The sequence below is a fragment of the Variovorax sp. AB1(2024) genome, from assembly GCF_037482385.2.
Taxonomy (GTDB): Bacteria; Pseudomonadota; Gammaproteobacteria; order Burkholderiales; family Burkholderiaceae_C; genus Variovorax.
Genome location: NZ_JBBHKP020000001.1, coordinates 2,805,979 through 2,831,719 on the forward strand (window position 1 = coordinate 2,805,979; position 25,741 = coordinate 2,831,719).

28 protein-coding genes are annotated in these 25,741 nt (G+C 68.8%); 4 read left to right on the top strand and 24 right to left on the bottom strand.

Translation table 11 applies throughout. The features are described from left to right. Positions 1-271 precede the first annotated feature (271 nt). The gene (gene ettA / locus WIX39_RS12995) at positions 272-1,933 is read left to right on the top strand and encodes an energy-dependent translational throttle protein EttA (protein WP_081271470.1); all 1,662 of its coding nucleotides are present in this window, start codon (positions 272-274) and stop codon (positions 1,931-1,933) included. 3 nt (positions 1,934-1,936) lie between these two features. On the opposite strand, the gene WIX39_RS13000 is transcribed toward ettA, so the two are convergent. From WIX39_RS13000 to WIX39_RS13015, 4 genes are read right to left on the bottom strand one after another with little or no spacing between them, the layout of a single operon-like run. Beyond that, positions 1,937-2,398, bottom strand: coding sequence for a carboxymuconolactone decarboxylase family protein (locus WIX39_RS13000; protein WP_409195155.1), 462 nt, complete (start codon positions 2,396-2,398; stop codon positions 1,937-1,939). Next, on the bottom strand, positions 2,316-2,951 hold the full coding sequence (locus WIX39_RS13005) for a MerR family transcriptional regulator (protein WP_409195156.1): 636 nt from the start codon (positions 2,949-2,951) through the stop codon (positions 2,316-2,318). The genes WIX39_RS13000 and WIX39_RS13005 overlap by 83 nt, the downstream gene beginning before the upstream one ends. Then, positions 2,941-4,320 (bottom strand): TAXI family TRAP transporter solute-binding subunit, encoded by a 1,380-nt coding sequence (locus tag WIX39_RS13010; protein WP_081271472.1) that lies wholly within the window; start codon positions 4,318-4,320, stop codon positions 2,941-2,943. The genes WIX39_RS13005 and WIX39_RS13010 overlap by 11 nt, the downstream gene beginning before the upstream one ends. A gap of 20 nt (positions 4,321-4,340) precedes the next feature. Then, positions 4,341-5,378 carry a P1 family peptidase gene (locus tag WIX39_RS13015; RefSeq protein ID WP_106935109.1) on the bottom strand — a complete coding sequence of 346 codons (1,038 nt, stop codon included), beginning with the start codon at positions 5,376-5,378 and terminating at the stop codon, positions 4,341-4,343. A 40-nt stretch (positions 5,379-5,418) separates the two neighbouring features. Between WIX39_RS13015 and WIX39_RS13020 the strand changes: the two genes are divergently transcribed. Next, a complete protein-coding gene (locus tag WIX39_RS13020) occupies positions 5,419-6,714 on the top strand; it encodes an NAD(P)/FAD-dependent oxidoreductase (RefSeq protein ID WP_106935108.1) in 1,296 nt (431 codons plus the stop codon). Positions 6,715-6,736: 22 nt separating this feature from the next. Here the strand turns inward: WIX39_RS13020 and WIX39_RS13025 are convergent, their stop codons facing one another. From WIX39_RS13025 to WIX39_RS13115, 19 genes are all read right to left on the bottom strand, one after another. Beyond that, positions 6,737-7,027: a copper-binding protein gene (locus tag WIX39_RS13025; protein ID WP_093078801.1), complete on the bottom strand. Its 291-nt coding sequence runs from the start codon at positions 7,025-7,027 to the stop codon at positions 6,737-6,739. A gap of 32 nt (positions 7,028-7,059) precedes the next feature. Beyond that, the gene (locus tag WIX39_RS13030; RefSeq protein WP_081271476.1) at positions 7,060-7,515 is read right to left on the bottom strand and encodes a DUF411 domain-containing protein; all 456 of its coding nucleotides are present in this window, start codon (positions 7,513-7,515) and stop codon (positions 7,060-7,062) included. Positions 7,516-7,525: 10 nt separating this feature from the next. Next, the gene (locus WIX39_RS13035) at positions 7,526-8,038 is read right to left on the bottom strand and encodes a cupredoxin domain-containing protein (protein WP_409195157.1); all 513 of its coding nucleotides are present in this window, start codon (positions 8,036-8,038) and stop codon (positions 7,526-7,528) included. Positions 8,039-8,061: 23 nt separating this feature from the next. Then, positions 8,062-9,456 (bottom strand): multicopper oxidase family protein, encoded by a 1,395-nt coding sequence (locus WIX39_RS13040; RefSeq protein ID WP_409195158.1) that lies wholly within the window; start codon positions 9,454-9,456, stop codon positions 8,062-8,064. A gap of 1 nt (position 9,457) precedes the next feature. Beyond that, positions 9,458-10,930 carry a TolC family protein gene (locus tag WIX39_RS13045; RefSeq protein ID WP_409195159.1) on the bottom strand — a complete coding sequence of 491 codons (1,473 nt, stop codon included), beginning with the start codon at positions 10,928-10,930 and terminating at the stop codon, positions 9,458-9,460. 77 nt (positions 10,931-11,007) lie between these two features. Continuing rightward, a complete protein-coding gene (locus tag WIX39_RS13050; protein ID WP_409195160.1) occupies positions 11,008-11,430 on the bottom strand; it encodes a hypothetical protein in 423 nt (140 codons plus the stop codon). Positions 11,431-11,454: 24 nt separating this feature from the next. Then, positions 11,455-11,742: a hypothetical protein gene (locus tag WIX39_RS13055; RefSeq protein WP_155742692.1), complete on the bottom strand. Its 288-nt coding sequence runs from the start codon at positions 11,740-11,742 to the stop codon at positions 11,455-11,457. Continuing rightward, positions 11,739-12,734, bottom strand: coding sequence for a glycerophosphodiester phosphodiesterase (locus WIX39_RS13060; RefSeq protein WP_409195161.1), 996 nt, complete (start codon positions 12,732-12,734; stop codon positions 11,739-11,741). Before WIX39_RS13060 ends, WIX39_RS13055 begins: the two co-directional genes overlap by 4 nt. A 2-nt stretch (positions 12,735-12,736) precedes the next feature. Continuing rightward, positions 12,737-13,336, bottom strand: a complete 600-nt coding sequence (locus WIX39_RS13065) for a DUF1439 domain-containing protein (protein WP_409195162.1) — start codon at positions 13,334-13,336, stop codon at positions 12,737-12,739. Positions 13,337-13,403: 67 nt separating this feature from the next. Next, positions 13,404-16,004, bottom strand: a complete 2,601-nt coding sequence (locus WIX39_RS13070; protein ID WP_409195163.1) for a PAS domain-containing protein — start codon at positions 16,002-16,004, stop codon at positions 13,404-13,406. 161 nt (positions 16,005-16,165) lie between these two features. Beyond that, entirely contained in the window at positions 16,166-16,663 is a 498-nt protein-coding gene (locus WIX39_RS13075; RefSeq protein WP_409195164.1) for a GNAT family N-acetyltransferase, read from the bottom strand. 19 nt (positions 16,664-16,682) lie between these two features. After that, positions 16,683-17,189, bottom strand: coding sequence for an AAA family ATPase (locus tag WIX39_RS13080; RefSeq protein ID WP_409195165.1), 507 nt, complete (start codon positions 17,187-17,189; stop codon positions 16,683-16,685). Positions 17,190-17,388: 199 nt separating this feature from the next. Next, the gene (locus WIX39_RS13085) at positions 17,389-18,174 is read right to left on the bottom strand and encodes an amino acid ABC transporter ATP-binding protein (protein ID WP_409195166.1); all 786 of its coding nucleotides are present in this window, start codon (positions 18,172-18,174) and stop codon (positions 17,389-17,391) included. Further along, entirely contained in the window at positions 18,158-18,811 is a 654-nt protein-coding gene (locus WIX39_RS13090; RefSeq protein WP_409195167.1) for an amino acid ABC transporter permease, read from the bottom strand. The genes WIX39_RS13085 and WIX39_RS13090 overlap by 17 nt, the downstream gene beginning before the upstream one ends. A gap of 21 nt (positions 18,812-18,832) precedes the next feature. Next, on the bottom strand, positions 18,833-19,495 hold the full coding sequence (locus WIX39_RS13095) for an amino acid ABC transporter permease (RefSeq protein ID WP_081271487.1): 663 nt from the start codon (positions 19,493-19,495) through the stop codon (positions 18,833-18,835). 15 nt (positions 19,496-19,510) lie between these two features. Beyond that, positions 19,511-20,314, bottom strand: coding sequence for a transporter substrate-binding domain-containing protein (locus tag WIX39_RS13100; protein ID WP_409195168.1), 804 nt, complete (start codon positions 20,312-20,314; stop codon positions 19,511-19,513). After that, on the bottom strand, positions 20,311-21,102 hold the full coding sequence (locus tag WIX39_RS13105; RefSeq protein WP_409195169.1) for a GntR family transcriptional regulator: 792 nt from the start codon (positions 21,100-21,102) through the stop codon (positions 20,311-20,313). Before WIX39_RS13105 ends, WIX39_RS13100 begins: the two co-directional genes overlap by 4 nt. Positions 21,103-21,198: 96 nt before the next feature. Next, positions 21,199-22,164 carry a Bug family tripartite tricarboxylate transporter substrate binding protein gene (locus tag WIX39_RS13110; RefSeq protein WP_285411875.1) on the bottom strand — a complete coding sequence of 322 codons (966 nt, stop codon included), beginning with the start codon at positions 22,162-22,164 and terminating at the stop codon, positions 21,199-21,201. Between the two features lie 41 nt (positions 22,165-22,205). Then, a complete protein-coding gene (locus tag WIX39_RS13115; protein WP_081271490.1) occupies positions 22,206-22,646 on the bottom strand; it encodes an OsmC family protein in 441 nt (146 codons plus the stop codon). Positions 22,647-22,874: 228 nt separating this feature from the next. Between WIX39_RS13115 and WIX39_RS13120 the strand changes: the two genes are divergently transcribed. After that, the gene (locus WIX39_RS13120) at positions 22,875-24,572 is read left to right on the top strand and encodes a long-chain fatty acid--CoA ligase (RefSeq protein WP_081271491.1); all 1,698 of its coding nucleotides are present in this window, start codon (positions 22,875-22,877) and stop codon (positions 24,570-24,572) included. 12 nt (positions 24,573-24,584) lie between these two features. Here the strand turns inward: WIX39_RS13120 and WIX39_RS13125 are convergent, their stop codons facing one another. Then, the gene (locus WIX39_RS13125) at positions 24,585-25,067 is read right to left on the bottom strand and encodes a tetratricopeptide repeat protein (RefSeq protein WP_081271492.1); all 483 of its coding nucleotides are present in this window, start codon (positions 25,065-25,067) and stop codon (positions 24,585-24,587) included. A gap of 118 nt (positions 25,068-25,185) precedes the next feature. Here WIX39_RS13125 and WIX39_RS13130 point away from each other — a divergent pair, with 118 nt between their 5' ends. After that, positions 25,186-25,710, top strand: coding sequence for a thermonuclease family protein (locus tag WIX39_RS13130; RefSeq protein ID WP_106935097.1), 525 nt, complete (start codon positions 25,186-25,188; stop codon positions 25,708-25,710). Positions 25,711-25,741: the final 31 nt, after the last annotated feature.

The following is a 25,741-nucleotide window of genomic DNA, read 5'->3' on the forward strand; positions in this document are numbered from 1 at the left end:
TGGCATCGGCCCGCTTGGCGTCTTGTTGACGCCGAGCCAGTCAAGGCAGATGAAGGTCAGGGGTGGGAGCCGGAAAGTCCGCCCTCGCGAAAGGGTTGTTGGATGGAGCTTTCTTCGTCCCCGGCAGAGAGCCGGTGTTGCGGGCAACTGGACCCGGCAACTGAGACTATTGTCGCATGAGTCGATAATCGGTGGTTTGCCGCGCCCGAACGTGCTTTTCTGGCGCCCGCGCTTTCCCCCGAATCTTTGTACCCAAGGTAACTACTCCCAGATGGCTCAATACGTCTATTCGATGAACCGTGTCAGCAAGACCGTGCCGCCCAAGCGGCAGCTCTTGAAAGACATTTCGCTGTCCTTTTTCCCCGGCGCCAAGATCGGCGTGCTCGGCCTGAACGGCTCGGGCAAGTCCACGCTGCTCAAGATCATGGCGGGTGTGGACAAGGAATTCGAGGGCGAGGCACTGCCCATGCCGGGCATGACGATCGGCTACCTGGAGCAGGAACCCAAGCTCGACCCCGAGCACACGGTGCGCGAATCGGTCGAGGAGTCCATGGGCGCGGTGTTCGCCGCCAAGGCGCGCCTGGAAGAGGTGTACATCGCCTACGGCGCCGAAGACGCCGACTTCGACGCGCTGGCGGCCGAGCAGGCCCAGCTCGAAGCCATCATCGCCACCGCCGGCACCGATTCCGAACACCAGCTCGAAATTGCCGCCGACGCCCTGCGCCTGCCGGCCTGGGACGCCAAGATCGGCGTGCTGTCGGGCGGTGAAAAGCGCCGCGTGGCGCTGTGCCGCCTGCTGCTGAGCAAGCCCGACATGCTGCTGCTCGACGAGCCGACCAACCACCTGGACGCCGAATCGGTGGAGTGGCTCGAAGTGTTCCTGCAGCGCTTCACGGGCACCGTGGTGGCCATCACCCACGATCGCTACTTCCTCGACAACGCGGCCGAGTGGATCCTGGAAATGGACCGCGGCCGCGGCATTCCCTGGAAGGGCAACTACAGCACCTGGCTCGAGCAGAAGGGCGAACGCCTGGCGCAGGAGCAGAAGAGCGAAGAAGCCCACGCCAAGGCGCTGAAGAAGGAACTGGAGTGGTCGCGCCAGAACCCGAAGGCGCGCCAGGCCAAGAGCAAGTCACGCCTCGCCCGCTTCGAAGAGCTGAGCGACATGGAATACCAGAAGCGCAACGAAACGCAGGAAATCTTCATTCCCGTGGCGGAGCGGCTGGGCCAGCAGGTGTTCGAGTTCCACAACGTGAGCAAGTCCTTCGGCGACCGCATGCTGATCGACAACCTGAGCTTCACCGTTCCGCCGGGCGCCATCGTCGGCATCATCGGCCCGAACGGCGCCGGCAAGTCGACGCTGTTCAAGCTGCTCGCGGGCAAGGAAAAGCCGGATTCGGGCGAGGTCGTCATCGGCCAGACCGTGAAGATGGCCTTCGTCGACCAGCACCGCGACGAGCTGGCCAACCAGAAGACCGTGTGGGAAGACATCTCGAACGGCCTGGACATCATCAACGTCGGCAAGTTCCAGATGGCCAGCCGCGCGTATGCGGGCCGCTTCAACTTCAACGGCGCCGACCAGCAGAAGAAGGTCGGCACGCTGTCGGGCGGTGAACGCGGCCGCCTGCACCTGGCCAAGACGCTGATCGCCGGCGGCAACGTGCTGCTGCTCGACGAACCGTCGAACGACCTGGACGTGGAAACCCTGCGCGCCCTCGAAGACGCGCTGCTCGAGTTCGCCGGCACGGTCATGGTGATCAGCCATGACCGCTGGTTCCTCGACCGCATCGCCACCCACATCCTGGCCGCCGAAGGCGACAGCCAGTGGACCTTCTTCGACGGCAACTACCAGGAGTACGAAGCCGACAAGAAGAAGCGCCTTGGCGAAGAAGGCGCCAAGCCCAAGCGCATGCGCTACAAAGCCCTGAAGTAAGGCTCAGGCGGCTTCGGCCGCTTCGGCAAGAGCGCGCGGTTCCGCAAGGGGCCGCGCGCTTTTTTCATCGTCCGCGGCAAACACATCGCGTGCGGCGAAGAGGCCGTTCAATGCCGCTGGAAAGCCCGCATACACGGCCATCTGCATGATGATCTCGACCACTTCGTCGCGCGTCACGCCGACGTTCAGGGCGGCCTGGATGTGCACCTTCAGTTGCGGCGCGGCATTGCCCATGGCGGTGAGCGCGGCCACCGTCGCGATCTCGCGGGCGCGAAGGTCGAGGCCAGGGCGCGAGTAGATGTCGCCGAACGGAAACTCGATCAGCAGGCGGCTGAAGTCGGGCGCGATGCCGGCCAGGCTCTCGACCACGTTGACGCCGCCTTCACCGTCGATCTCCTGGAGCTTGGCCAGGCCACGCGTGTAGCGCAGGTTGTCGTCGTGGCCCTGGTTCTGTGTGTTCGTCATTGCTCGTCTTTCCTTCCCGGGCTTTGCCCGATGGAGGAGGACGCCTCTTCGTCTTCTCGACCTTGCGGTAGTGGCCGATCTTGAGCGACAGCGCCTGCATGGATTGCTGCAGCGCCGCCACCCGGGCCTGAACTTCGGCAAGGTGCTGCTCGAGCATCTCGCGCCGCTCGCCGACGCTGGCGTCCCCCTGGCTTCGAAGCCTGACGAAGGCCTGCATGCCCTGGATGGACATGCCGGTCTCGCGCAGGCGCAACAGGAAATCCAGCAAGTCCATGTCGGCGCTCGCATACCGCCGCTGACCGCCCGGCGCACGCGGCACCGCGGCAATCAACCCGATGCGCTCGTAGTAGCGCAGCGTGTAGGCCGTGAGGCCGGTTCGCTTCGCGACTTCCGCAATGGTCAGGCTGGTTTCCATGGCGTTGATTCTCGAAATTAGAGTGCGCTCCAAGTCAAGCGCTTCGTTGAAGCCCGCGCGCAGGGCGGCGGTGTCGTTGATCTGAGAGGGCCACCAGCAGGCGCGACGGCCCGAAAGCGCCTTGCCGTCACCCGGCATTGTTCGTTGCGGCCGCCGCCGGTTCGGCTTCCGGCATGCCTCGCGCGAGCACGCGCTTGCGCACCGCGTAGATGTTGTTGCGCAGCGCGTAGAGCTCGTCGGCATACGACAGCGGCACGGCCACCTTGTTGACGGTGCGGTCGAGCTGGTCGAGGTCGTCCAGCAGCGCCTTCTTTTCGCCCTTGTGCGCATCGACCTTGGCCTCGATGTCGCGCAGCCGCGCATACCAGCGGAACACGCGGCGGCGCACTCGGAACTGGTAGAGCGGCGGCACCACGCGGCTCAGCGGCAGCATCAGCACCAGCAGGCCGCCGAGCACCAGCCACATCCGCTCGATCAGGTTGCTGGCCCAGAACGGCAGGTAGCGCTGCCAGGCCGGCGGCGTGCCGTTGATGGCGCGGTCGCCTTCGGGGCTCACCGGCAGCTCGCTGGTGCGCGTGTTGGGAAAGTCGCGCGCCCGGTTGAACCAGCCGGCGCCGCTGTGCAGTGTCTGCGCGGACTGCGCGAACAGCTGCCGCAGGGCGGGGTGTGTTTCGTCGCGCGACAGCAAAGAGGTGGTGGCGGCCAGCAGCGACACGTCGTGCGGCGGCAGGTCCTTCGACAGGTCGACCACGCCGCGCGGCAGCGTCACGGCCGACAGGAACGGGAAGCGGCGCGAATAGGCGTCGGCCTGGCCGAAGTCCATGAGCTTGATGTCGTCGGAGCGCAGCAGGTGCTGTACCTGCGGCGACTGCGGCGCCGACGACAGCACGATGGCGTCGAGCAGCCCCGCCTGCAGCGCCTCGGCGGCGGCGGCCTGCTCGAGGTTCGACAGCAGCAGGTCGCCGGGCCCGAGCTTGTTGGCCTTGAGCATGCGCTCCATGATGTCCGGCAGGCCGCTGCCCGGCAGGTCGACGTTTACGCGCAGGCCGCGCAGTTGCGTGAGCGATGTCAGCGTGCCGGTCTTGCGGTCGATCTTCTGTGCCGAATCGGCGCGGTAGAAGAGCCAGATCGGCTCGTAGAACAGGCTGCCGAGCGATGTCAGGCCGGCCTGCTCGTCCGCCACCGGGTCGGCGCTGCCGCCGCGCACGAAGCCCACGTCGGCGCCGCCGGTGCGCAGCAGCTGCAGGTTCTCGGTCGAGCCCGAGGTGGGCTTGAGCTCCACCTCGATGCCGGCGCGCTTGAGGGCTTCCGCATAGTGCTTGCCGAACTGCGCATAGGCGCTGCCCGTGGGGCCGGTGGCGAGCGTGACGTGCTTGGGCGGTTGCGGTTGCAGCCACCAGTAGGCGGCGACCAGCAGGCCGATCACGATGAACACGATCGGCCCCGCCGAGGCGATCAGGTCGCGGATCGACAGCAGGATGAGCTTCAAGGTCCGGGGGAACGCCATGGTGGTCTTCTCGTGAAGTGTCAGCCGCGCGTTGCTGCCATGTCCGCCGCGCAGGGAATGTGCAGCTCGCCCACCGTCACCGCGCGCGCCGCCTGCACCGCGCGCAGCGTGGCGATGGCGACCGCCTCGGCGGCCATGGTGCTGAGCACCGTCATGCCCGGTGCGTTGCCTTCCAGCGGCATGCGGCCGGTGGCCAGCGCGAACAGCGTGTCGCCGTCGCTCATGGTGTGCACAGGGTTGATGGAGCGCGCCAGCCCGTCGTGCGCGACCATGGCGAGCCGGTTGGCCTGCACCTTGGTCAGCACCGCGTCGGTGGCGATCACGCCGATGGTGGTGTTGGTGCCTGCCAGCAGCGGCTTGGGGCTGTCGCCGCGCAGCAGGGCGCGGCGGGTGTCGAGCAGCGACTTGCCGTCTTCGGTGCGCGCGCCGGCCACGGGCTGGCCGGTGTTGTGGTCGATCACGTCGCCCAGCGGATTCACCGCGATCAGCGCGCCCACCGTGACGCCGCCGACCTTGACCGACGCGGTGCCGATGCCGCCCTTCATCGCACGGTGCACGCCGAAGAGCTTGCCCACCAGCGCGCCGGAGCCTGCACCCACGTTGCCTTCGGCGGGCGGCGCCGTGCTCGCGGCCTCGCAGGCGGCATAGCCGGCCGCGGCGTCGGGGCGGATGCGCGCATCGCCCATCGGCAGGTCGAACAGCACGGCGGCGGGCACGATGGGCAGCGTGCCGAAGCGCACGTCCATGCCGATGCCGCGCTCTTCCATCCAGCGCATGGCGCCTTCGGCCGCGGCCAGGCCCCAGGCACTGCCGCCCGCGAGCATCACCGCATGCACCTGCTGCACCAGGTTGCCGGGCGCGAGCAGGTCGGTCTCGCGCGTGCCGGGGGCCGCGCCGCGCACGTCGACACCGCCCACCGCGCCGTCGCGCGCCATGATCACGGTGCAGCCGGTGGGGCGGCGAGTGTCGGAGAAATGGCCGACTTCGATGCCGGCGACGTCGGTGATGGAACCGGCGGAATGGGAAGAGGCGAAAGAGTTGGAAGAGGAGGCTGGCATGGCGGCCGATTATGAGACCGCACCCTCTACGATCAGCACCATGACAGTTGCAAGAAGTTTCTCCCCCGACGGCGGGAGCCGTCATGTCGTGGTGATCGGCGCGGGCGCGGTAGGCAGCGCCACCGCCATCGAGGCTCTGCGCGCGGGTTTGCGCGTGACGGTGGTGGAGCCCGGCGAGCCGGGCGGCCCGCATGCCACGAGCTACGGCAACGCCGGCTGGCTGTCGTCGCATTCGGTGGTGCCGCCCGCGTTGCCGGGGGCCTGGCGCAAGGTGCCCGGCTGGCTGGCCGACCCGCTCGGGCCGCTCGCCCTGCGCTGGCGCTACCTGCCTCGGGCCCTGCCATGGCTGCTGCGCTACCTGGCCTCGGGCTGGACCGAGGCGCGCGTGCAGCGCACCGCCGACGCACTGCGCACGCTGCTGGCCGACGCGCCCGCGCTGCACGCGCAACTGGCTGCCGAAGCGGGCGTGCCGCAGCTCATCGAGCGGCGCGGGCTGCTGCACGCCTACCGCTCGCGCGCGGAGTTCGACGGCGATGCCCTGGGCTGGCGCGTGCGCCGGCGCGTCGGCATCCAGTGGGAGGAATGGCCGGAGCACGAACTGCGCCGCCGCGAACCCGATCTCGATCCGCGCTACACCCTGGGCATCTTCGTGCCCGAGGCCGGCCACTGCCGCAACCCGGGCGCCTACGTGGCGGCCCTGGCGCAGCATGCGCTCGATGCGGGCGCCGAACGGGTCGCCGCCCGCGCAACGGGGTTTCGCATCGAGGGCGGCCGGCTGCGTGCCGTGCGCACCGAGGCCGGCGAAATCGCCTGCGACGGCGCCGCCATCTGCGCCGGTGCCCGCTCAGGCGCGCTGGCCGCGGCCGCTGGCTCCGCGGTGCCGCTGGAGTCGGAGCGCGGCTACCACGTGGTCGTCGAAGACGCCAAGGCGGGCCCGCGCACGCCGACCATGGTGGCCGACGGCAAGCTCATCGCGCACTGGATGGACGGCGGCCTGCGCGCGGCAGGGCAGGTCGAGATCGCGGGCCTTGAAGCGGAGCCCGACTGGCGCCGTGCCGAAATCCTGCATGAGCATCTGCAGTCGATGTTTCCGACGCTTGCACGGCCCGCGCCGGGCGCGCCTTCCGTGAAGCACTGGCTCGGGCATCGCCCGAGCCTGCCCGACGGGCTGCCCTGCATCGGCCCGTCAGGTGCCAGCACCGACATCGTGCTGGCCTTCGGGCATGGCCACGTGGGCCTGTGCGGCTCGGCGCGCACGGGGCGGCTGGCGGCGCAGTTGCTCGCTGGCGTTGCGGCGGAGATACCGCTGGCGCCCTTCGATCCGGGACGCTTCTAGTCCTGAAGCCGGCCGGCGAATCTCAGTTCGCCGGCGCTATCGAAAGCACCGTGAGCGCGCCGTCGACCTTGTCGGCCGTGAACTGCACCTTGTCGCCGGGCTTCACCTTGGTGAGCAGCGCGGGGTCGCTCACGCGGAAGACCATCGTCATGCCCGTCATCTCGAGGTTGGGAATGTCGCCGTGCTTCAGCGTGATCTTCTTCGCATCGGTGTCGATCTTGCGGACCTCGCCCTCGACGGAAGGCAATGCAGCCTGCGCGAAGGCGGCTGCGGCGAGCAGGGCGGCGGAGAGTGCGGTGAACAGTTTTTTCATGATGAGTTTGCTTTCTTCGGTAGGCGGTTGGTTCAGCGATAGCTTTGATAGACGCGCGTGCTGCCGTCGGCCAGCACCAGCAGCACGTCGTAGGGATCGCGCCGGTCGCCATAGGCCGGGCCGTCCATGCCGGGCGATCCGACCGGCATGCCGGGCACGGCGAGGCCGACGGCCTTGGGCTTTTCCTTGAGCAGCCGTTGCACCTCGCGCGCTGGCACGTGGCCTTCGATGGCGTAGCCGCCGACGAGGCCCGTGTGGCACGAGCCCAGCTTGGCGGGCATGCCCAGGCGGGTGCGCGCGGCGGTATTGCCTTCGTCGTGCACGCGCGTGGCGAAGCCGCTCTTGTCGAGGTGCTTGACCCAGTCCTGGCAGCAGCCGCAGTTCGGGTCTTTCCAGATCTCGACCATCGGCGCCGCGGCCATCGCGGTCGTGGCGGCAAACGGCACGGCAGTGGACGCCAATGCCAGCAGCAGCTTTCTTCTTTGCATGATTTCTCCTTCAGGATTTGCCGGCGGCGGGCAGCACGCGGACGCGGCCGGCCATGCCGAGTTCGTAGTGGTCCTTCACCAGGCAGGCGAAGTCGAAATCGCCGGCGCGGTTGAAGGTCCAGACCATGTCGCCGGTCTTGCCCGGGGGCACGTGCACCATCCACGGCTCGTCGTGCTCCATGCCCGGGAATTTCTTCATCATGGCCGCGTGCGCCTCGATCTCGGCGGTGGTCCCCAGCACCAGTTCGTGCAGGTCCTTGCCGCGGTTCTTCAGGCGCAGGCGGACGGTGTCGCCTTCTCGCACTTCGATGACGGAGGGCGTGAAGGTCATGTCGTCGGCCATCGCGATGTCGATGGTGCGCTTCACCGCGCCGGCCTTGCCCGCGATGCCCCAGGGCTTCTGTTCGGGTGCGGGCGTGGCGGCGCCTTGCGGCTTGGCGACGTGGGCCTCGTGGGCCTGCGCGGCGGTGGCGGCTGCCGCAAGCGCCAGGCAGGCGGCGATGGATGCGAGTGTCTTGTTCATGAGGTGGGTTCCAGGAAAAGAGATCAGTGGTCGTGCGCGCCGTGGCCCGAAGGCTTGCGCACGCTGGCGTCGGTCTTGTTGCCGCCGCCCTTGGAGGCAGGGGCGCTGCGCGTGGCCGGCGGCACGTTCGCCCCCGGTACTTCGCGCGCGACGGTGCCCGCCGGGTGCCTGAACCAGCCCGGGTCGCGGTAGTCGCCCGGCTTCTGGTCGCGCCGCACCTTCAGCAGCGTGAACATGCCGCCCATCTCGGCCGAGCCGAAGGGGCCGGTGCCGGTCATCATCGGCACGGTGTTGTCGGGAATGGGCATCTCCATCTCGCCCATGTCGGCCATGCCCTTGTCGCCCATCACCATATAGTCGGGCACGAGCTTGCGGATCTTCTCGGCCACGCCCTTCTGGTCGACACCGATCATGGTCGGCACCTCGTGGCCCATCGGGCCCATGGTGTGGTGCGCCTTGTGGCAGTGCAGCGCCCAGTCGCCTTCCTCGTCGGCAATGAACTCCATTTGCCGCATCTGGCCCACCGCCACGTCGACCGACACCTCCGGCCATCGCGCGGTGCGCGGCACCGGGCCGCCGTCGGTGCCCGTCACCTCGAACTCGTGGCCGTGGATGTGGATGGGGTGGTTGGTCATCGTGAGGTTGCCCACGCGGATGCGCACACGGTCGCCGCGGCGCACGTTCAGCGTGTCGATGGCTGGGAACACGCGGCTGTTGAAGCTCCAGATGTTGAAGTCGGTCATGGTGTTGACCTTGGGCGTGGCGCTGCCGGGCTCCACGTCGAAGCTGCCGAGCAGGAAGCAGAAGTCGCGCTGCACCGGCTCGATCAGCGGATGGCTGCGGGCCTCGCGCGGATGCGTGACCCAGAAACCCATCATTCCCATCGCCATCTGCACCATCTCGTCGGCGTGCGGGTGGTACATGAAGGTGCCGGGCCGGCGCGCGGTGAACTCGTAGACGAAGGTCTTGCCCGGCGGGATGTGCGGCTGCGTGATGCCGCCCACGCCGTCCATGCCGTTGGGCAGGCGCTGGCCGTGCCAGTGCACGGTGGTGTGCTCGGGCAGCCGGTTGGTCACGAAGATGCGCACGCGGTCGCCCTCGACCACCTCGATGGTCGGGCCGGGCGACTGGCCGTTGTAGCCCCACATGTTGACCTTGAAGCCGGGCGCCATCTCGCGCACCACGGGTTCGGCGACGAGGTGGAATTCCTTGACACCGGCGTTCATGCGCCACGGCAGCGTCCAGCCGTTGAGCGTGACGACAGGGTTGTAGTGCCGGCCGTTGGGCGGCTCTAGCGGCGGCGCGGTGGCGGTCGAGCCTTGCGACACCGGCTCGGGCAATGCGGCCATGCCCACGCGGCTCACGGTGGTGGCGGCAACGGCCGTGGCCGCGCCCGCGAAGAAGTTGCGACGGTTCATGTCAGTGGCCTCCCGCCGCTGGCGTCTCGCTGGACGCGGCGGTCTGCAGCGCGGTCATGCCGCCGGGCGAACTGCCGGTGAGCACCAGTTGCAGGTCGGTGTCCGCCAGCCAGAAGTCGCGCTGCGCCTCCATGCCCGCGTTCACCGCGAGCACGCTGGCGCGGGTTTCGCCGAGCAGCTCCCACACGCTCGCGAGCATGCCGTTGTAGCGCAGCACCATTTCCTCGTTGACCTGCTTGCGCAGCGGCAGCACCTCGTCGCGGTAGCGGCGGGCGATGGCATAGGCGGTGTTCCAGCCCCGCCATGCCTCGCGCGCCTCGCTCGCGGCCAGCACGCCCACGTCGCGCACGCGGGCGGCCGACTGCAGATACAGCGCCTCGGCGCGGCCGTTGCGCGCCTGGCCCCAGTCGAAGACCGGAACCGGCAGGTCGAGCTCGAAGCCGCGCTTGGTGCTGCGCGAGCGGTCCGCGCCGTTGTCGAACTTCGTGTTGCGCACCACGCCCAGCTCCATCGCGTTGATCACGCTGGTGGCGTGCGTGAGGCCGAGCGAGCCGGCCACCGCCGCGTTCTGCGCCGTGGCCGAGCGCACGTCGAGCCGGTCGCGCAGCGCCAGCGCCTGCACGTCGCCGAGTTCGGGCGCCGCATCGGGCAGCGGCGGCAGGCGGTCGGGCAGGGTGTAGGCGGTGTCGCCGCCGCTCAGGCCGAGCAGCCGGGTGAGCTGTTCGCGCGAGGCGACGGCCGACTGTTCCGCGCGAGCGAGCTGCGCCGAGGCGTCGGCCAGCAGGAGCTGTTCGCGCGTGCGCTGCAGAGCGCTCCAGTTGCCGGCCCTGGCCATGCGGTGCGCGAGTTCGGCACCGGCTTCGGTGGCCTCCTTCGCGTCGCGCAGGTAGGCCACGCTCTGCTGCGCGGCCACCGCGCGCACCCAGGCGCGGCGGGTGTCGGCGGCCAGCACCAGCACGCTCTGCGCGGCCTGCAGCTTGGCCGACTCATGCCGCTGGCCGGCCCAGCGCGCCTGCCACGGCAGCGTGAGCAGGCCCACCACGTTGAAGCTCAGCATGCGCTCGAACTCGCGCTCGCTGCCTTCGCGCAGGCGGCTGAAGGCGAGCACCGGGTTCGGCAGGCTCGCGGCCTGCACGCGGTCGGCGTCGCTCAGTTGCAGCGTGGCGAAGGCGTCCTGCACGCGCGGGCTGTTGACCAGCGCGATGCGCACGGCCGATTCGGCATCCAGCGGCCGTGCGAGCAGTTCGCCGATGCGCTTGCGCGAGGCCTCGTCGGGCGCACGCTGGGCCGCGGCGCCGGCCACGAGCGGATTGCCGGCCGTCAGCGCCTGCACGTCGGCGCTGCCGCCGTCGGACGAGAGGCTGGCGCAGCCGGCCAGCACCAGCGCCGCGGCCAGCGCGGCCGCGGTGCGGACGAATGAAACGGAAGAAGGGGAATCGCGGCCGGCAGGCGGCCGGCCAATATTGGGGTTCACGCTCGATCTCCATGAGCAATACGACGGACGCCGCGAGCCGGGACAGGCTCACTGCGGACGGACTACGGGCAGGGAGATCAGGAAATGGGCGGCTTCAGGCCCGGGGCGGGCTCCGCGCTGGCGAAGCGGGTCGCGTGTGCGGCAGGCGGCGCCTGGGGCGCGCTGTGCACGATGTCGACGAGGGGCATGCCGCCGAGTGCCACCGTGTGGCAGACCTGGCAGGCGGTGCAGGTGCCGCAGCCCTGGTGGCCGGCGTCGTCGTTGTCGCTGCCGTTGTGCTGCGAGCCGGCGTGGTGGTCGGCCATGGACATGGCCATGTGGTCCATGCCGTCGCCGGCTTCCGCCGCCTCCATTGCCTCATGGCAATGGGCTTGGGTGGCCGCCGTTGCCATCGAGGCCGCCGGCAGCGAGTGCCGCACCATCTCCACCGCCATGGCGTCGCCGAGCCAGCCGCGAATGGGCAGCAGGGCGATCATCAAGGCGAGCAGCAGGGTGCGCATGGGGCGGGATGATAAACCGGCGACTTATGCCACCAGCTGGCCACGGGCCTTGTCGGCCCACACCTTCAGGTTGTCGAGCAGGTCCTTCTGGCTGAAGGAGCAGCTTTCCTCGCTGAAGAGCGCGCTCGACTCGAGCCGGTCCAGCAGGTTCAGCAGCACCTCGCCGTAGCGCGGCGGCAGTGCGGCAAGCAGCTCGGCACTGCCGCGTGCCTCGTCGGACAGGGCGGTGACCGGGCCGCCACCGCTGCCGCCGAGCGCCGCGATGCGCGCGGCCAGGGCGTCGAGCTGGGCCGTGGCGATTTCGCGGCTCATGGCGCGGCCTTTCCGGGCGGCGGCAGCGCCAGGCCGCGTTCGCGCATCAGGTCGCGCAGCATGTCGGGGTAGTCGGTGATGATGCCGTCGGCACCCCAGTCCATCAGGCGCTGCATGTCGGCGCGCTGGTTCACGGTCCAGGGCAGCACGGTCATGCCGAGCTTCTGCGCCTCCTTGATGACCGCGGGCGACAGGTCGGCGTAGGCCGGCGACCAGATCACCGGGCCGGTCCCGTTGGCCGACGCGGCCTTGACCATCTGCGGCACCGAGGCGAAGTTCGAAAGTGCCAGGCCGGCGGTCCAGCGGGGGTCCTGCAGCGTGCGCGGCGTGGTGAGATAGGCGCGCGGCAGCTGCGGCGCGAGCTGGCCGACCAGCGCCAGCGTGCGCCAGTCGAAGCTCTGCACGGTCACCCGGCCGGCCATCTTCGCCTTGTCGATCTCGGCCAGCAGCGCGCGCACCATCGGCTCGGGCGCCGCCGTTTCGCCGGGCTTGTTCGGATCGATCTTGGTTTCGATGTTGAAGCGCACCGTGGCCGCATTGGCGCCGCGCGCCTGCACCCGCTCGAACAGCGAGGCCAGCGTCGGAATGCGTTCGCCGTCGCGCGGCTGCTGCAGCGCGAACTGCTTGCCGTAGTTGCTCGACGGGTTCAGCCGGCCCACGTCGTAGGTCTGCAGCTGCGCCAGCGTGAGCGAGCGGATCGCTGCGCCGCTCCTGGGCGCCAGCCAGGCGCCGCTGGCGTCGCGGGTGTGGTCGGGGTTGAGCGAGGTGTCGTGCGAGATCACGACGACGCCGTCGGCCGTGAGCCCGATGTCGAGTTCGAGCGTGGTCACGCCCAGGTCGATGGCGTTGTCGAACGCGGCCAGCGTGTTCTCGGGCGCCAGGCCCCGGCCGCCGCGATGGGCCTCGAGGTCGAAATGCTGCTTGGCCGTGGGCAAGATGGCTGCGCAGCCGGCGGCGAGCAGCGCGGTGGCGGCGAGGAGGGTGAATTTCATCTTCATTTGAGTTGCACCTTGATGCCGTTGTCCGACACGGTGATGTCGCCGATCTCGTAGGTCTTGCGCCCGACCGTCAGCTCGTCGGCCGTGAAGCTGCGCAGCACCTGGCCTTGCAGCAGTTCCTGCGCGACCACCGCGCCGATCTTCTGCAGCCGCTCGGCGTCGCGTCCCTCGACGCCCTGCAGCTCGAGCCGCTCGGCCTTGGGCTGGTCGAGCCGCAGCGCGCGCGTGGCGGCGTCGTACTTCAGCGCGCTGCTGACCGACACCACGCCCTGCACCGGCGATGCGGCCAGCAGGGGGCTCGCGATGGTCAGCGTGGCGGTGATGGCCGCGCGGTTGTTGCGTGCGTCCAGGCCCAGTTGCGGATCGCGCAGGCCGACCATGAAGATCTCCGCGTAGCGCTCGGCCACCGGAAAGCGCCTGGCGATCTGCGCCTGCAGCTCGTCGCGTGTGGCGGTGTATTCGCTGGTGAAGAAGTTGAAGCCGGCCAGCGCCGCGAAGGGCGCCTGCAGGGCCGCGGCGCCCAGCAGCGCGCGCAGCATCCGGCGGCGCGCGGACAGGGTCGGGAACGACGGGGAGGGTGGGAAGCGGAATGTCATACGGTTCGTCATGCGGCTCGCGAGCTTGCCACAGCCTGGGCGGGCCCGGGTGCTGTGCCGGGAGGGTTCAGCGCTCGATCATCTCCTGCACCTTGGCCACCAGCGCGGCCACGTCGAAGGGCTTGGTGATCACTTCCATGCCGTATTCGAGCAGGCCGTTGCCCACGGCCGCATTCTCCGCGTAGCCGGTGATGAACAGCACCTTCAGCCCGGGGCGGGTCACGCGGCCCGCGTCGGCCACCTGGCGGCCGTTCAGCCCGCCGGGCAGGCCCACGTCGGTCAGCAGCAGGTCGATGCCCTCGTCCGACTGCAGCATCCTCAGCGCGGCGGCGCCGTCGGCCACCGAGACCACGCGGTAGCCGGCGTCTTCCAGCTCCTCGGCCACGATGGCGCGGATGGTGGCCTCGTCCTCCACCACCAGCACCACCTCGCCTTCGCCGCGGTGATCGGCCGCCGGCTGCGGCAGCGGCAGGTCGGCCTCGGCCTCGCCGACGAAGCGCGGCAGGTACAGGCACATGGTCGTGCCCGCGCCGGGCTCGGAATAGATGCGCACCTGCCCGCCCGACTGCCGCACGAATCCGTACACCATCGACAGGCCCAGCCCGGTGCCCTGGCCCATGGGCTTGGTTGTGAAGAAAGGGTCGAAGGCGCGCGCCGCCACCTCGCTGGTCATGCCAGTGCCGGTGTCGCTGACGCACACCGAGATGTACTGCCCCGGCGGCAGCTCCCGCTCGGCCGCGCTGCGGTCGTCCAGCCACTTGTTGGCCGTCTCGATGGTCAGGCGCCCGCCGTGCGGCGACATGGCGTCGCGCGCGTTGATGCAGAGGTTGAGCACCGCGTTCTCCAGCTGCGAGGCGTCGACCCGCGTCAGCCACAGCCCGCCCGCGCCCACCACCTCGACCACCACCGAGGGGCCCACGGTGCGGCGCACCATCTCCTCGATGCCCGCGACCAGCCGGTTCACGTCGGTCGGCTTGGGGTCCAGCGTCTGGCGGCGCGAGAAGGCCAGCAGCCGCTGCGTGAGCGAGGCGGCCCTGCGCACCGCGTCCTGCGCCATGCCGATGTAGCGGCCGGCGTTGTCGAACTTCTGCAGCTGCAGCCGCTTTTCCAGCACCTGCAGGCTGGTGCTCATGCCTCCCAGCAGGTTGTTGAAGTCGTGCGCGATGCCGCCGGTGAGCTGGCCGATGGCCTCCATCTTCTGCGCCTGGCGGAACCGGGCCTCGACCTCCATCAGCTCCTGCGTGCGTTGCGCCACCTTCAGCTCCAGCGACTCGTTGGCCTCGCGCAGCGCGGCCTCGCTGCGCACGCGTTCCGCGGCGGTGCGCGTACGCGCGGAAATCTCGCGCATGAAGGCGCCTTCCTCGGGCGTCCATTCGCGCACGTGCAGGTGATTGACGAACAGCAGCGCCACCAGGCGACCCTGCTCCACCACCGGCACGTTCATGAAGGCGCGGGCGTGCCGTGCTTCCAGCGCGCCGGCGGTGGCGGCCGTGCGCGGGTCCAGCCGCACGTCGGGCACGGCCACGAACTCGTCGTTGCGCAGGCTGTCGACGAACGAGCCGTAGTCGCCCAGGTTCAGCGCGCCGACCAGCGAGTCGCAGTCGGGCGAGTGCCAGTCGCGTTCCACCCGCAGTTCGCCGGTGTCGTGGTCGACGCTGCCGTAGCCCGCGCGGCTCACGCCGAGCGTGGCGGCCAGCATTTCCGCCGCCGCCAGGCCCACGTCGGCCGCGCTGCGCAGGCCCCGCAGCTTGTCGGTGAAGTCGGCGAGCGCCGCGCGCCGGGCCTCCGCGGCCATGCGCGCGGTGACGTCCACGCCCTCCACGAAAATGCCCGACACCGCGCCCGACGCATCGCGGATCGGCTGGAACACGAAGTCCACATAGCACTCGCGCACCGGCCCGTTCGCCTCCACCTGCACGTCGTAGCGCGAGCCGTGCGCGGTGAAGGCCTCGCCGTCGCGGTACACCTTGTCGAGCAGCGCCACGTAGCCCTGGGCCGCCGCGTCGGGCAGCGCCTCGGCCACCGGCAGGCCGACCACCGGCCGGTTGCCGACCAGCCGCAGGTAGCCCGGGTTGGCCAGCACGATGCGGTGCTGCGGCCCCTCCAGCATGGCCATGAAGCTGGGGGCCTGCTCGAACAGCTGCGCGAAGCGCGCGCGGTCGTCCTGCAGCCGGCGCTCGGCCTGCACCTTGGCGGTGGTGTCGATCACCAGCGCCCACACGCCCACAGGGTTGCCGTGGTCGTCCAGCAGCGGCGAATAGTTCAGGTTCATCCACACCTGCTCGGCCACGCCGCGGCGGTTCAGCACCAGCTCCTGGTCCTGGAAGCTCAGGGTCCGCCCGGACAGGCCGACCTTCAGCACATGGTCGTTGAAGGCCGCCGCCTCCGACCAGGCCTCGCGCACGCGCATGCCCAGCACCTGGGGATGCCGGATGCCCGAGAACGCGGCGTAGGCGTCGTTGTAGATCAGCACGCCGTGCTCGCCCCACAGCGTGGCGATGGCCACGTCCGACCTGAGCATGATGGACACCGCGCTGCGCATGTGGCCGGGCCAGGTCTCCAGCGGGCCGAGCCCGGTGGCGGCCCAGTCGAAGCCGGCGATCAGGCCGGCGAGTTCGCCGCCGCCCGCCAGGAAGGGATATGCCGTTGTCGATGTGCCGTTGAGCATGCGCGCTGCTTTCTACCGCCTGGGGCCGTTCGCCCGTTGTCACCCGTTTTGCCGCCAGCCCGGGAAGCTAGCAGAAGTCGGGCGGGGTATCGGTCGGACAAATCCGCCATGGCGCGGCGGCGCGCAGCCAGACAGGGCGCCGCGCGGCGCCGGTCGAAAGGCTATTCGGCGAGCGGCGGCACGGCCAGCTCGAAGCGGGCGAACGCGCGCTCGCCCTTGTGGACCACGCTGTGCAGCGAGAAGCCGAAGCCTTCGTACAGCGCACGCAGCGGCGCACGGTCGGCCACGCAGTCCAGCCGCAGCCAGGGCCGGCCGAGTCGGCGCGCATGCTCGCGCGCAAAGCCCAGCAGTGCGACCGGCACGCCTTGCCCGGCCCACGCCCTGCGCACCGCCAGCTTGTGCACGAACACTGAACTCCCGCTTTCGATCTCGGGCCAGAAGTGCGGGTCTTCGAGGTCGAGCCGGACGACGCCGGCCACCTCACCGTTGTTGCGTGCGATGAAGTAGCCGCCGGCCTCGGTGTCGCGCCGGATGCGCTCGGGGGCGATGTCGCTGGCCGTCCACAGCGGACGGCCTTCGGCGGCGATCCACTGCGCGGCTTCATTCAATACGGCCGCGACGGTGGCGGCTTCCTCGGGGCGGGCTTGCTCGATCTGCATGGAGCCTGAGCTTAGCGGCTCAGGCATGGCGCACCACCTCGAAGCCTTCGTCCGGCGAGGGCGGGACGAAGTGGCTGCTGATCAGCTCGAACTGGGCGTCCGAAGTCTCGAAGGCGTGCGTGCCCGACGCGTTGCGCGCCCGCAGCCGCTGCTTGCAGACCTCATCGGGCACGTCCAGAAAATGCAGCTTGTGCGCTGCGCCGGCCTTCTCGAAGATGCCGCGCGCCCAGGCCCGGTTGGCGACAGTGTTCGCGGGAAAGTCGAGCACCACCGACACGCCGGCCGCAAGCAGTGCCGCCACGTGGTCGGCCATCGCCGCCTTCAGCCGGCCGGATGCGCGCACGTAGTCGGGCAGCTCGCGGATCTCGCCCGGGTACAGCGTGGCGAGCCAGGCGTCTTCGCTGATGAGCATGGTGTTTGGCTCGGCCGCGAGGCGCTGGGTGAGGGTCGACTTGCCCGCGGCGATCTTGCCGCAGACCATGTGAAGCACGGTACGAACTACGGGGCGGGTGGGGTTCGATGACATCGTTCGATCTCCTGTCGTGGTCTTGAAGAAAACCCCAGGAGACAAAAAACCCGCCTCGTAGGGCGGGTTGCATGGCGTGAAGTCTGTAGAGGAACCGCGCGCTAACCCACCATCTTTGGAATGGTGCGAATAATCGACGCGATGTGCAGGCAGGCCATGGGCGGAGGATAGCCCATGCCGCGCGGCGCCCCTCGATCAGTCAGTCGTGCAGCGACGACAGGAACTGCTTCAGCTCGGCCGTCTGCGGGTTGCCGAACAGCTCCGCCGGCGGTCCCATCTCGTGCACGCGGCCCTGGTGCATGAAGATCACGCGGTCGCTGACCTTGCGCGCGAAGCTCATCTCGTGCGTGACCATCAGCAGCGTCATGCCCTCGTCGGCCAGCGACTCCACCACGCGCAGCACTTCGCCCACCAATTCGGGGTCGAGCGCCGATGTGATCTCGTCGCACAGCAGCACCGCCGGCTCCATCGCCAGCGCGCGGGCAATCGCCACGCGCTGCTGCTGGCCGCCGGAGAGCTGGTCGGGCATGGCGTCGAACTTCTCGGCCAGGCCGACGCGCGTGAGCAGCTTGCGCGCCTGCGAGGCGGCTTCAAGGCCGGCGCGCTTCTTCACCAGCGTGGGCGCGAGCATCACGTTCTTGCCGACCGTGAGATGCGGGAACAGGTTGAAGCTCTGGAAGATCATGCCCACGCGCTGGCGCAGCTCGCGCATGGCCATGGCGCTTTCATGCAGCAGCGGCTTGCCGTCGACGGTGAGCGAGCCTTCCTGGAATACCTCGAGCCCGTTGATGCAGCGCAGCAGCGTGCTCTTGCCCGAACCGCTCTTGCCGATGATGGCGATCACCTCGCCGCGCTTGACTTCCAGGTCGATGCCCTTGAGCACCTCGTTGGTGCCGTAGGACTTGCGCAGCGCGGTGATGCGCACGATGGGCGCACCCACCGAGGTGGCGGGCTGTTGTTGCGATTCGTCAAGCACGGCGGCCATGGGTTTTCCTCTCGAGGGTCTTGGCGTACAGGCTCACGGGAAAGCACAGTACGAAATAAAGCAGGGCCACGCAGCTGAACACCACGAAGGGCTTGAAGGTGGCGTTCGAAATCATGCTGCCGGCCTTGGTGAGTTCGACGAAGCCGATCACCGAGGCCAGCGCCGTGCCCTTGATGACCTGCACCAGGAAGCCGACCGTCGGCGCGATGGCGATCTTCACGGCCTGCGGAAGAATGACGTGGCGCATCTGCTCGCCGAAGCTCAGCGCCAGGCTGCCCGAGGCTTCCCATTGCCCCTTGGGAATCGAGGCCACGCAGCCGCGCCAGATCTCGGCGAGGAAGGCGCTGGTGTACAGCGTGAGCGCCACGCTGGCGGCCGTCCATGCCGACACGTCGATGCCGAACAGCGCAATGCCGAAGTACGCCAGGAACAGCTGCATCAGCAGCGGCGTGCCCTGGAAGAGCTGCACGTACAGGCCCACGGCCTTGTTCGCGAACCTGCCGCCGCGCAGCCGCAGGAACAGCAGCAGCGCCCCCACGATGCCGCCGCCGATGAAGGCGATGAGCGACAGCACGACGGTCCAGCGCAACGCCATCAGCAGGTTGCGCAGGATGTCCCAGAGAGAAAAATCGACCATGGTGAAAGGGCCCGTGTTCGGTCAGCGGCCGAAGAAGAACTTCGGCCCCGCCCAGTCGAGCAGCCGGCGCAACGCGACCGACAGCGCGAGATAGATGAGCGTGGCGACGATGAAGGCTTCGAAGGCGCGGAAGTTGCGGCTCTGGATGAGGTTGGCCGCGTAGCTCAGCTCCTCGGTGGAGATCTGCCCGCAAACGGCGGAGCCCAGCATCACGATGACGATCTGGCTCACCATCGCGGGCCATACCTTCTTCAGCGCCGGCGGCAGCACCACCCGCAGGAACACCTGCGACTTGCTCAGCGCCAGGCTCACCGCGGCTTCGATCTGCCCCTTGGGCGTGGCCTCGATGCCGGCGCGGATGATCTCGGTGGAATAGGCGCCGAGGTTCATCACCATCGCGATCACCGAAGCCACCTCCGGCGAGAGCTTGACGCCCGCCGCCGGCAGCCCGAAGAAGATGAAGAACAGCTGCACGATGAAGGGCGTGTTGCGGATCAGCTCCACATACGTGCCCACCACGATGCGCAGCCATGCCGCCCCGTTCGCGCGCGCCCATGCGCAGAAAGTGCCGACGATCATGCCCAGCACGGTGCCCACAGCCGTGAGGCCGATGGTCCACGCCACGCCGCGAAGCAGCAGCGGCCATTCCGACAGAACCGCCCCGAAGTCGAATTCGATGTTCATGGCCGCGTGGCTCGATCAGACGGGCAGGTCGCCTGCGGCCTTGCCGAGCCATTTTTTCGACATGGCGTCGAGCGTGCCGTCCTTCTTGGCGGCGGCAATGATCTCGTTCACCTTGGTCTTCAGCGCGGTCTCGCCCTTGGCGACGCCGACGAAGCAGGGGCTGTCTTTCAGCAGCAGCTTGAACTCGGCGCTCACCTTGGGGTTCTTGGCGAGCATGTCGCCGGCGACCGCCGCGCTGGTCGCGATGGTCTGCGTCTGGCCGGCCACGAAGGCGGCGATGGTCGCGTTGTTGTCCTCGAAGCGGCGGTAGTCGACGTTCGGCGGCGCCACCTTGTTCAGCTCCTGGTCTTCCATCGCGCCGCGCGTCACGGCCACGGTCTTGCCCGCCATGTCGGCGAAGCTGGTGAGCTTCATGCTCTTGGCTGCGTACACGGCCTGGAAGAAGGGCGCGTAGGCGGAAGAGAAGTCGATCACCTTCTCGCGCTCGGGGTTCTTGCCGAGCGTGGAAATTACCAGGTCTGCCTTGCGGGTCTGCAGGTAGGGAATGCGGTTGGCGCTGGTCACGGGCACCAGCTCGACCTTCACGCCCAGCTTGGCGGCGATGAGCTCGGCCATTTCCACGTCGAGGCCCTGCGGCTTCATGTTCTTGTCGACCGAGCCGTAGGGCGGGTAGTCGGTCGGCACGGCGATCTTGATGGTCTTGGCCTTGAGCACGTTGTCGAGTGCGTTCTGGGCCTGCGCCGCGCCGGTGGCGGACAGCATGGCCGCGGACACCATGGCGAGCGCGAACTGGCGTTTGGACAGGAAAGAGAAGGTCATAGCAAGGCTCCTAGGTAAGTCGAAGAATCGGAATCGGGTGGCGTGGCGCCCGGCTTGCGGCGCTTGGCCTTTGGCGCCGCAGCCGCGGCGGCCTGGGTGTTCTGCAGCGGCGCCAGCGCGTCGCGCAGCTGCGCGAGCGGGTCGGTGGGCGCCTGCACGCGCAGGGCCGACTGCACCGTGCCGATGTGCTCTGCCATCAGCGCCTCGGCGGCGGCGTGGTCGCCGCGCTCCAGCGCCGCAACGATCTGCACATGGTCTTCGCACGACTGCACCGCATCGTGCGTGGACTGGTAGAGCATCGCGATCAGCGTGGTGCGCGCGGTGTAGTCGCGCAGCGTGTCGGCCAGCAGCGTGTTGCCCAGGCATTCGGCCAGGCACACGTGGAAATCGCCGAGCAGGAAGCTGCGGTTGCCGACATCGCTCTCTTTCAGTGCGGCTTTTTCACGCTGCAGGTGCGCCTTCAATTGGCGCAGGGCGGCTTTCTCGATCTTCCCGGTGCGGCCCGCGCTGCCTGCGCTCCGAATGAGCCCCAGCTCGATGACGCGCCGCGCCTCGAAGGCTTCGCGCGCCTCGTCCTGCGAAGGCTCGATGACGAACCAGCCGCGCCGCGCGCTCACCGTGACGATGCCGCGCGCCGCCAGCCGGGTGAGCGCCTCGCGCACGATGGTGCGGCTGCAGTCGAACAGCATCGCCAGTTGCTGCTCGCCCAGGCGCGAACCCGGCGCGAGCTTCTGCGCCATCACCGCTTCGACGATGCGTGCACTGATTTCGGATGCGGAAATGGCCATATGCCTGCATACCAGCAGCTTCTGTGCCAACTGGTATGCAAGCTGTGTGCACCTGAATGGAGCGCAGGCCCGGTGCGGAGGCCTTGAACGGAACCCTCAGTCCATCCGCGCGCCGGACGCCTTCACCGCCTTCTCCCAGCGCGGCGTTTCCGTTGCCAGGAAGCGAGCGAAGTCCTCGCTGCCCAGGTAGGCCGGGTCGGCGCCCTGGCTCACCATGCGGTCGCGCACTTCGGGGTTGTTCAGCACCTGCCTGAAGGCGTCGCCGAGCCTGGCGACCACGTCTTTCGGCGTGTCCTTCGGGGCGAGGAAGCCGTAGAAGCCCACCACCTCGAAGCCCTTGACGCCCGACTCGATCACGGTCGGCACCTCGGGCAGGGCGGGGTTGCGTTCGCGGCTGGTCACGGCCAGCGCGCGCACCTTGCCCTGCTTGTGATAGTTGGCCGCCTGCGGAATCGATTCGGCCATGAACTGCACCTGCCCGCCCATCAGGTCTGTGAAGGCCGGCGCGCTGCCGCGATAAGGGATGTGCACCATGAAGATGCCGGTGGCGGTCTTGAACATCTCGGGCACCAGGTGGCTGATGCCGCCGTTGCCGGCCGAGCCGTAGTTGACCTGGCCCGGCCGCGCCTTGGCGTAGTCGACGAACTGCTTGAGGTTCTGCACCGGCAGCTTGGGCGTGACCAGCAGCGCCAGCGGCTGCATGGCGGTGCGGGCGATGGGCACGAAGTCGCGCTGCGTGTTGTAGGGCAGCTTGCTGTAGAGCGCGCCGTTGATCACCGCCACGCCGGTGTTGGCGAGCATCAGCGTGTAGCCGTCGGCGGGGCTCTTGGCGACCGCGTCGGCTCCCACGGAGCCGCCGGCGCCGGGCTTGTAGTCGATGATGATCGGCTGGCCGAGCACGGCCTGCAGCTTGTCGGTCAGCAGGCGCGCATGCTGGTCGAGCGGGCCGCCGGCCGGAAAGCCGATGACGAGCTTGATCGGCTTGTCGGGGTAGGCGGCCAGCGCGGCGGTGCCGAGGCTGAAAGAAAGGACCGCCAGGGCGGTCCGGATGGGCTTGTTCATGATCCGTCTCCTTGTTGTGGAGACGATCATAAGCAGCCCGGTCAGCCGGCCAGCGTGGCTTTCAGGGTGATTTCGGGCACGCTCGCCAGCGCCTTCGACAGCGGGCAGCCGGCCTTGGCGGCGGCGGCGATCTGCTGGAACTTCGCTTCGTCGAGCTTCGGCACGGCGGCGTCGAGTTCGAGCGCGATGCGGTCGATCTTGAAGCCCTCGCCATCCTTGGCCAGCCGCACGGCGGCACGCGTGTCGATGCGGGTGGCGGTGAAGCCTTCCTTCTCGAGCGCGAAGGCAAAGGCCATCGTGAGGCAGGCCGCGTGGGCCGCGCCGACGATTTCCTCGGGGTTGGTGCCGCGCTTGTCGTCCTCGAAGCGGCTGGCGAAGCCGTAGGGGTAGTCCTTGAGGGCGCCGGTCTCGGTGCTGACCAGGCCCTTGCCGGTCTTGCCGGCGCCTTCCCAGTGAACGCTTGCGTGCTTGTCTGCTGCCATGTCGACTCCTTGGTGCGGTGGGTGGGGGGAAGGGCAGGTATCGCCGATGGGCCGCCCGTTGTCTGTAGTCGCATGGCGCAAGCGTGTGTTTCGGCGGTGTCAGAAAAATTGGCGTCACCTAGGCGACGCTCCACGGGCTTCCCCGATGGGAGCGGCGTGATTGGCGGCTTAGGCTGCGTGCAGCCGCTTTTTTGTCTCTCCCCTCTGCTTTCCCCGCCTGTTCTCACCATGCAACAACGCCCGCATTACAAGTTCTGGCCCAAACGCCTTCCGCATTCGATCACCGTCCCCGCCACCTCGCTCTGGCACAACCTGGCCACCTCGGCCGCCCGCTACCCGGACAAGCCGGCGCTCGTGTTCTTCGGCCGTGTGCTCAGCTATCGCGAATTCGCCGAACAGGCCGAGCGCCTGGCCGGGGCGCTGCATGCGCTGGGCGTGCAGCGCGGCGACCGCGTGATCCTGGACATGCAGAACTGCCCGCAGCTGGTGATTGCGCATTTCGCGATCCTGCGCGCCAACGCGGTGGTGGTGCCGGTCAACCCGATGAACCGGGCCGAGGAGCTCAAGCACTACATCACCGACCCCGACGCCAAGGTGGCGATCATCACCGGCGACCTCGCGCCCGAGCTTGCCAAGGCCAGCAACGCACTGCCGCCCGAGCAGCGGCTGTCGCACATGATCGTGACGCAGTTCACCGACGCCTTCGACGCCGACATCTCCGGCGAGGACGCCCCGGCACCGGCCTGGAAGGAATGGCTCACCACCCGCCATCCGCTGCCCGCGCTGGCCGGCGGCGAGGCGCTGGCCTGGACCGACGTGCTGGCCGCCGGCCATCCGCCGCCCGCGCACGTGGTGGGCGCCGACGACATGGCGCTGCTGCCCTACACCAGCGGCACCACCGGCCTGCCCAAGGGCTGCGTGCACCACCATTCGAGCCTGATGCACAACGCGATGGCCGGGCAGCTCTGGGGCTGTTCGACCTCCGAGACGGTGGTGCTGGCGGTGGTGCCCATGTTCCACATCACCGGCGTGGTCAGCATGATGCACACCGCCATCCTGGCGGCGGCCACGCTGATCATCATGCCGCGCTGGGACCGCGACGTGGCCGGCCGGCTCATCTCGCGCTGGAAGGTCACGGCCTGGACCAACATCCCGACCATGGTCATCGACCTCATGGCCAGCCCCAACTTCGCGAGCTACGACCTGTCGAGCATGACCTACATCGGCGGCGGCGGCGCGGCCATGCCGCAGGCCGTGGCGCAGCGCCTGTTCGAGCAGTACGGGCTGAAGTACCAGGAAGGCTACGGCCTGACCGAGACCGCCGCGCCGTCGCACACCAACCCGTCGGACCACCCCAAGCAGCAGTGCCTGGGCATTCCGTTCATGAGCACCGACGCGCGGGTGGTCGACCCCGACACCCTGGCCGAAATGCCCATCGGCGAATCGGGCGAGATCATCATCCACGGCCCGGAGGTGTTCCAGGGCTATTGGAAACGGCCCGATGCCACCGCGGCTGCCTTCGTCGAGTTCGAGGGCAAGCGCTTCTTCCGCTCGGGCGACATGGGTCGCATGGACGAGGACGGCTACTTCTTCATCACCGACCGCCTCAAGCGGATGATCAACGCCAGCGGCTTCAAAGTGTGGCCGGCCGAGGTCGAGCTGCTGATGTTCCGCCACCCCGCCATCCAGGAGGCCTGCGTCATCTCGACCAAGGACGACTACCGCGGCGAATCGGTCAAGGCGGTGGTGGTGCTGCGCGCCACGCACAAGGACACCACCGAGCAGCAGATCATCGACTGGTGCCGCGAGAACATGGCGGTCTACAAGATCCCGCGCAAGGTGCAGTTCGTGGATGCGCTGCCCAAGAGCGGCAGCGGCAAGGTGATGTGGCGGCTGCTGCAGGAAGACGAGAGCCGCGCGAACTGAGCAGGGCGGGCTTTACTTCGTGAGGCCCAGCGACTTCAGCAGCGCCCCTGCCTCGGTGCGTCCGTTCGGCGTGATGGACTGCGAGGCCACCGCCTTGCCCAGGTAGTCCACCACCTTGTGCCGGTTCTGGTTCGGACCTTCCCACAGGAAGAGCCGGCCCAGTTCCAGCGCCGCGTCGCCGTCGCCCTGCGCATAGGCCTTCTCGAACCAGAAGCGCGCCCAGCGGAAGTTGCCTTCGTCGCGATAGCAGATGGCAAGGTTGGCGCAGCCCGCCACGTCGCCTGCCTTGGCCGCTTTGCGATACCAGTCGCGCGCCGCCTCGGGATTCTTCTTCACGCCGATGCCGTGGTCGAGGAAATAGCCGACGCTGTTCAGCGCGTGGGTCTCGCCCGCCGCCGCGGCCTTGAGGAACAGCGAGAGGGCCTTCTTGTGCGCGCCGGCGTCCCATGCGTCGTTGGCCGCGAGGAACCAGTCGTCCTGGGTGGGTTCTTGCATGGTGCGTGCTCTCCTTCGAAACGTGGTTCAAAAGAAAAAGTCTGTGTACCGGCCGGTTCCGGCGGGTGGATCACTTAGCCTCGATCGGTCCCGCATTCTGCCTATCTCCCGCTTCTTCATGCATTCGCGCGCGCTGCTGCTTTCCTGCCTTCTTGCCTTCTTTCCCCTCCTGACCCAAGCCGCCCCGCGTTCCTGCCTCGTCGTGGGCATCAGCGACGGCGACACGCTCACCGCGCGCTGCGGGCGCATCGGCGCCTACGAACGCGTGAAGGTGCGCATCGCGGCCATCGACGCCCCCGAGAAGGCGCAGCCCTACGGCCAGCGCAGCCGGCAGGCGCTCGGTAGCCTGTGCTTCAGCGAAACCGCGCTCATCACCGAGATCGACACCGACCGCTACGGCCGCACGGTAGCCGACGTCAGCTGCAACGGCGAGGACGTCGGCAGCCGCATGGTGTCCGACGGCTGGGCCTGGGTCTACGACTACAACAAGCTCGCCACCAGGCGCGGCGGCGGGCTCTTCAAGCTGGAGGCCAGGGCCCGGGGCAAGCGCCTGGGGCTGTGGGCCGACCCGAGGCCGACGCCGCCTTGGGAGTGGCGCCGCAGCGAGCGCGACTCGCGGCACCACGGTTTCTTTTTCTTCTGAACCTGAGCGGGCGCCGCAGCCCTGGCAGCGC